Origin of the sequence: Megasphaera lornae, from assembly GCF_000214495.1 — a bacterium.
GTDB lineage: Bacteria > Bacillota > Negativicutes > Veillonellales > Megasphaeraceae > Megasphaera > Megasphaera lornae.
In genome coordinates this window covers 1-6,229 of record NZ_AFIJ01000013.1, presented here as the reverse complement: position 1 = coordinate 6,229, position 6,229 = coordinate 1, and the positions used below count along the sequence as shown (strand labels likewise).

General features: G+C 43.1%; 5 protein-coding genes and 1 tRNA gene. 4 read left to right on the top strand and 2 right to left on the bottom strand.

The annotated features are described in order from the left end of the window. Positions 1-81 precede the first annotated feature (81 nt). Positions 82-165, bottom strand: a tRNA-Leu gene (locus HMPREF1039_RS02430). 237 nt (positions 166-402) lie between these two features. Here HMPREF1039_RS02430 and HMPREF1039_RS02425 point away from each other — a divergent pair. Further along, a complete protein-coding gene (locus HMPREF1039_RS02425; protein WP_007390804.1) occupies positions 403-1,356 on the top strand; it encodes a lactate/malate family dehydrogenase in 954 nt (317 codons plus the stop codon). A gap of 78 nt (positions 1,357-1,434) precedes the next feature. Here HMPREF1039_RS02425 and HMPREF1039_RS02420 read toward each other — a convergent pair whose 3' ends face one another. Next, positions 1,435-2,880, bottom strand: a complete 1,446-nt coding sequence (locus tag HMPREF1039_RS02420; protein ID WP_007390803.1) for an amino acid permease — start codon at positions 2,878-2,880, stop codon at positions 1,435-1,437. Between the two features lie 197 nt (positions 2,881-3,077). Here HMPREF1039_RS02420 and HMPREF1039_RS02415 point away from each other — a divergent pair, with 197 nt between their 5' ends. From HMPREF1039_RS02415 to HMPREF1039_RS02405, 3 genes are read left to right on the top strand one after another with little or no spacing between them, the layout of a single operon-like run. After that, complete coding sequence (locus HMPREF1039_RS02415) at positions 3,078-3,362, top strand: chorismate mutase (protein WP_007390802.1); 285 nt, start codon at positions 3,078-3,080, stop codon at positions 3,360-3,362. Beyond that, a complete protein-coding gene (gene recD2 / locus HMPREF1039_RS02410; RefSeq protein ID WP_007390801.1) occupies positions 3,347-5,512 on the top strand; it encodes an SF1B family DNA helicase RecD2 in 2,166 nt (721 codons plus the stop codon). Before HMPREF1039_RS02415 ends, recD2 begins: the two co-directional genes overlap by 16 nt. Continuing rightward, complete coding sequence (locus HMPREF1039_RS02405; RefSeq protein WP_007390805.1) at positions 5,503-6,165, top strand: ComF family protein; 663 nt, start codon at positions 5,503-5,505, stop codon at positions 6,163-6,165. Before recD2 ends, HMPREF1039_RS02405 begins: the two co-directional genes overlap by 10 nt. Positions 6,166-6,229 lie beyond the last annotated feature (64 nt).

Here is a 6,229-nt window from a genome sequence, read left to right as displayed (position 1 = left end):
AAAAAACTATCTTGTGTATACAAGATAGTTTTTTTCATATTTTATATACAATAAAAAGCCGGCATATATCTATGCCGGCTTTGGTGCGAGTGGAGGGACTTGAACCCTCACGCCGTGAGGCGCCAGATCCTAAGTCTGGTGCGTCTGCCATTCCGCCACACTCGCACGTATGTCACATATTATAACATAGATATAAAAAGCTGTTCAAGAGAAAATTTCGGGAATGTATGTAGCGACAGAACTATATTTTTTTTGCAAGTTTTGTGGGAATATATGTGTATTCGGCAATAAGAAAAACGTTTTACTAATTGCGATGGCCTACTAAGAATGATATTATTGATATGTATTTTCGCTATATAAAATATAGTAGTTATACCTACCGTTGAACAGGAGGAAGCAGTGATGAAATTAAAAAGACGAATTGTCGGAGTAGTCGGCGTCGGCCATGTAGGTGCCCATGTGGCATTTAATTTAGGAATGATGGGCATTGCCGATGAAGTGCGCATATGTGATAAAAACGAACAAAAAGTTCGCAGTGAAGCACAAGATTTGAATGATGCCGCACCGTTTATGCCGAATCATACGAGGTATAAAGAAGTAGATTATGCCGGCTTGAAAGATTGTGATATTATTGTGAATGCAGTCGGGAATATTGCGCTTTTGGAAACGCATGATCGGGATAAGGAATTAGAAAATAGCGTAAAAGAAGTATCATCGTTTATTCCGAAAATCATGGCGGCCGGGTTTGACGGAATTTTTGTCAATATTACGAATCCTTGTGATGTAATTACTAATTTAATTCGTGAAAAGAGCGGTTTACCGTCTCATCGGGTAGTCGGTACCGGGACCTTATTGGATTCGGCGCGGCTTATTCATGTGATAGCGGCACATACAGGATTGGATGCGCGCGGATTTACGGCCTTTATGATTGGCGAACACGGTAATTCGCAAATGGCGGCGTGGTCCTGTATTTCTTTTTATGGAAAACCTTTAGCCGAATTAGCGCATACTCCGCAATTTTCATTTACTAAAGATGAATCGCAAGCAAAAGCCATTAAAGGGGCTTGGGTCACGTATGTCGGGAAAGGGTGCACGGAATATGGGGTGGCTTCGGCCGGTGCCACCTTGGTACGTACGATTTTACGAGATGAAAAGCGGATTCTTCCGGTTTCCGCATATTTACAGGGGGAATATGGCGAACGGGGGATTTATTGCGGTATTCCTGCGATTATCAGTGCGGACGGTGTGGAAGCGGTTATGGAATATCATCTTACGCCGGAAGAACAATTGGAATTTAAACAATGTTGTCAAGCGATTCGTAATAATATTGCTAAAAGTTATGATGTATTGATATAAGATATTATTTATGTTTGTCGGCGATACTAAAAACCGCGTATTCTTAAAAAGAATACGCGGTTTTTATGTCGGTAAATATTATTTTTGATGACGGGATAAGTCAACTTTTTGTAACGGGACAATATGCGTTTTATGTTTCGCTTTATGATAGAGAAATACTGCCAAAAATACAGGAATACCGATATATGCTACAGAAGCACCGTACCAGTCGATATGAGGTCCCAAAAAGGCGGAATAGTTTTGTCCGGCAGTGATAATAATACACATAATGAGTGCTAAAATCGGCCCGAAAGGGAAGAGCGTGGCACGATACGGCAAATCTTTCAAATCGCGACCTTGGGCAACATAGGCTCGCCGGAATCGATAATGGCAAATCGCAATTCCTATCCAAGTAATAAATCCGGCCATGCCGCTGATGTTGACGAGCCAATCATAGGCTTTACCTTCCCCGATCAGGGAGGTAAGGAAAGCGGCCAGACCGAAAGCGGCGGTAGCCAACAATGCCGGTACGGGGACGCCGCGTTTATTTAATTTTAAAAAACATTTCGGGGCTTGTCCCGTTTCCGCCATAGAATACAGCATGCGGGTAGAAACATAAAGCCCGGAGTTGCTTGCAGAAAGGACGGCTGTTAAAATAACGGCATTCATCAGCGAGGCCGCCGCAGTGAATCCGAAGCGTTCAAAAACAAGGGTAAAAGGGCTGATGGAAATATTGGCAATATCGGTATTTAATAAATTGGGATCTGTATAAGGAATTAAAAATCCGATGACAATAAAAGAACCGAAATAAAACAATAAAATTCGCCAAAAAATAGAATGTACTGCACGGGGGATATTTTTTTCCGGATCTTCGCTTTCACCGGCCGCAATCCCGATCATTTCCGTCCCTTGAAAAGAAAATCCCGCTACCATAAAAATTCCCAACATGGAAGTAAATCCGCCTACAAATGGCGCATCACCGATTGTCCAATTGGTAAATCCGGGAGAACTGCTCGGCCCGATGCCGAGAATTAAACAGGCACCGGCAAAGAGAAAGACCAGTACGGTAACGACTTTTATGCCGGAAAAAATAAATTCACTTTCGCCATAAGAGCGGGTAGACAGATAGTTTAATAAAAACAGAATAATTAAAAACATACCGCTCCATACGGCGGCCGGTACAGTGGGAAACCAATATTTCATAATTAAGGAACCGGCTACCAATTCCGCCGCCAGTGTAATGGCCCAGTTAAACCAATAATTCCAGCCCAGCGCAAATCCCAATGATTTATCAACGTAACGATTCGCATAGGTTTCAAAAGAACCGCTGACAGGCAAATAAGCGGCCATTTCCCCCAGACTGGTCATCAGAAAATATACCATAATACCGATTAGGGCATAGGAAACCAATGCCCCGCCGGGGCCTGCCGAACTTACCGTTTCGCCGCCGGCGACAAAGAGCCCCGTACCGATAGCTCCGCCGATGGCGATCATATTCATATGGCGGGCTTTTAAACTACGGCGCAGGCCTTGCTTTTCTTCCATGTCATCACAACCTTTTATAGAATAAAATACAAACTCACTGTTCTATTATACCCAAACTTTATTCTATTGACAATTTATATTTCTTTTCAAATGTATTCGTTGAACGGCTTTTTTTTAATAAAAAAGCCGTTGCAAATAAAAGTAGCCACTATAGCGGATGTAGCGTATAATAATATAAAAAGAAAGAAGGGGTATGCGTGGATTTAACCGAATGTCGTCGACAAATTGACGAAATTGATCGGGAATTAACACAACTATTGGAACAGCGGTTGCATTTAGTTGCACAGGTGGCCTGCTATAAGAAAGCGCAACATATGGAAATTTTTGATCCCCGGCGGGAAGCCGCCGTATTAAAACGGATTGCCGCATTGGCGAACAATGGCGAATTAGCCCCTTATTTGCAAAATATTTATCGCTGTATTATGGCGGAAAGTAAAAACTATGAAGCCGAAAAAATGGAGGATATATGGGTGACGAAATAAGTTTAAAAGGGATAGTGGAACGGCTTATATTTATTGCTCCCGATTCCGATTTTTTAGTTTTTACGATCCGTACGGACTCGGAAAAGAAAATCGTGACCGTTGCCGGTCACATGGAAAAACCGTTAGTCGGCGATTCCCTTTGTATACAGGGAACGTGGACGGAACACAAAAAATATGGACGGCAATGGGCGGGTACATCGTGGCAACGACAGCAAGCAAATTCTAAAGAAAACATTCTTCGTTTTTTAAGTTCCGGCGAGGTGACGGGGATTGGACCGGAATTAGCCAAACGGATGGTGGACGCATTTGATTTGCAAACGATGGATATCGTACAAAATGATCCGGATAAACTATTACAAATACAGGGAATCGGTATTAAAAAGGTGGCGCAAATAAAATCCTGTATAGGTTCTAAAAAAATTCTTCATCAGGTCGCCTGGGATATGGAATCTCACGGGATTTCCGGGCGCTATGCCGGTCGTTTAATACAGCACTACGGAGAAAAGGCGCTGACGGTTTTAACGACGGATCCGTATCGTTTAATGCAGGATATAGATGGTATCGGCTTTAAGATGGCCGATCAAATTGCATTGGCATATGGCGGTGCCGAAAACAGTGAAAAAAGATTTTATGCGGCCTTAGTATATGTATTATGTAATCGTACCCGTAAGGGGCATGTTTGCCTGCCTCGGTCGGTAGTACTTAAAGACGGCGGGGATTTATTGCAAGTGCCGCCACAAGTATTACAAGAGCCGTTGGCGGATTTATTACAACAAGGCCTGTTAAAAAGTGATGAGTATAGAAATGAACAATACATTTATACCGTGCATCAGTATGATGAAGAATGTACGATTGCAGAACGTGTACGCGAAATGACGGCTACGCGTGTAGATAGAGACCGACACGCTATTCATGCCTGTTTAAAAAGCTGGCAGGAAACCTATCAATTTACGCTGGATCCTAAACAACGGGAAGCCGTCATATCTTCTTTGCAATCACAAATACAGATTATAACAGGCGGTCCCGGAACCGGGAAAACAACCGTCATACGGGCGATTATCCAAGTTGCCGAACAGGAGGGCTTGCGGATTCTGTTATGTGCACCTACGGGAAGAGCGGCCAAACGCTTACGGGAAACAACCGGTCGGGAAGCGTATACCATTCATCGATTATTGGGCGCCAACGGCGTAACGGGCGGTAAACAAATATTTGAATACAATGAGGACAAACAACTGCCTGCCGATATGGTTATTGTGGATGAAGTATCCATGTTGGATATGGAACTTTGCTATCATTTATTCCAAGCATTGCCTGATTCTTGTCGCTGTGTATTGGTAGGGGATGCGGAACAATTACCGGCCGTAGGCGCCGGTGCCGTATTACATGATTTTTTACATTCCCGTATGGTTCCGTCCGTACGTTTGAATACTATTTTTCGTCAAAAAGAAGGCGGTCGTATTGTTACCAATGCCCATTTAATCCGGTCAGGTAGAGTCCCCGTATGTAATCAAGAGGAAGAGTTTCAATTTATAGAAATTGACTCGGAAGAAAACGGCGCTCGGAAAATTGCCGATTTATATGGGCAAGAACGGCAGCGTGTCGAAGATATTTTTCATATTCAAGTGTTGGCGCCTATGTATAAAAATTCTTGCGGAGTAGATAATTTGAATCGCCTTATTCAAGCACAGTATAATCCGTCCGCTGTAAATCGTCCCGAATATATTCAGGGGGACAGCTGTTATCGTATCGGCGATAAAGTAATGCAGAAACAAAATAATTATGATAAAGGGGTATTTAACGGGGATATCGGAGAAATTTGGGCAATTCATGACGATAAAATTTTTGTTCGGTATGCAGAGCGGGATGTTACGTATACCAAAGATGAAATCAATGAAATTACGTTGGCCTATGCAGTGACGGTACATAAAAGTCAAGGCAGCGAATATCATACGGTTATTCTCAGTTTAGTGAATAGTCATTTTATCATGCTGCAGCGAAATTTATTATATACGGCTGTTACGCGAGCGAAACAAAAAGTTATTATAGTCGGTCAAAAAAAAGCCTTGCAACAGGCGGTTTTAAATGCTAAAACCAATCGCCGCTGTACACTTTTGGCGGCGCGATTACAGGTGGAAGGACTATGGGGATAAAATTTTTTCACTTTTTAAATACGATGCTGTATCCGCCGCGATGTCCCGGTTGTAACGGTCTGCTTCGTCCGCAACAGCATTGGTGCCATGCTTGTAAACGAAAATGGGGCGACGGGCGAAGGTTGCAGCGGCAAGGAAACATTCGCTTTCTTGATGCGATATATTGTGTCGCTTCGTATAGGGGACCGGTAGGAAAAGGGCTGCGCGATTTAAAATATGGTGCACACTCGGGACAAGACGATCCCTGGCGGGAACTATTATCTTCCTTTCCGTGGACGAAACGATTACAAACTCATCACGGCGTAGTGCCGGTGCCGTTGGCATGGGAAAAAAAAGAAATTCGCGGTTTTAATCAAACCGAAATTTTATTTCGTTCCTGGGCGCGGCATATGGAGCTTCCTTGGCTGGATATATTGCAACGTGTACGTCCTACGGCCGGGCAATATGCACTTACTTCGCAAGAACGATATGACAATATAAAAAATGCTTTTGCCATAAAAGGAAACTGTGCTTCTATGGTAAAAGGACGACATATTATTGTAGTCGATGACATTTATACTACCGGCGCTACGTTGGACGGGTGTGCCCGCGTATTAAAAAAACACGGAGCGGCTATGATAACGGGGTTGGTTATGGCCAGTGATGCGAGATAAAACTGCCATATGTCGGTATGTATATTGCACAAAAAAACAAGCACCTGTTGTTTATCAACAGGTG

Coding starts and splice junctions, on each gene's coding strand:
- HMPREF1039_RS02425 (WP_007390804.1), top strand. CDS start 403: ATGAAATTAAAAAGACGAATTGTCGGAGTAGTCGGCGTCGGCCATGTA.
- HMPREF1039_RS02420 (WP_007390803.1), bottom strand. CDS start 2,880: ATGGAAGAAAAGCAAGGCCTGCGCCGTAGTTTAAAAGCCCGCCATATG.
- recD2 (WP_007390801.1), top strand. CDS start 3,347: ATGGGTGACGAAATAAGTTTAAAAGGGATAGTGGAACGGCTTATATTT.
- HMPREF1039_RS02405 (WP_007390805.1), top strand. CDS start 5,503: ATGGGGATAAAATTTTTTCACTTTTTAAATACGATGCTGTATCCGCCG.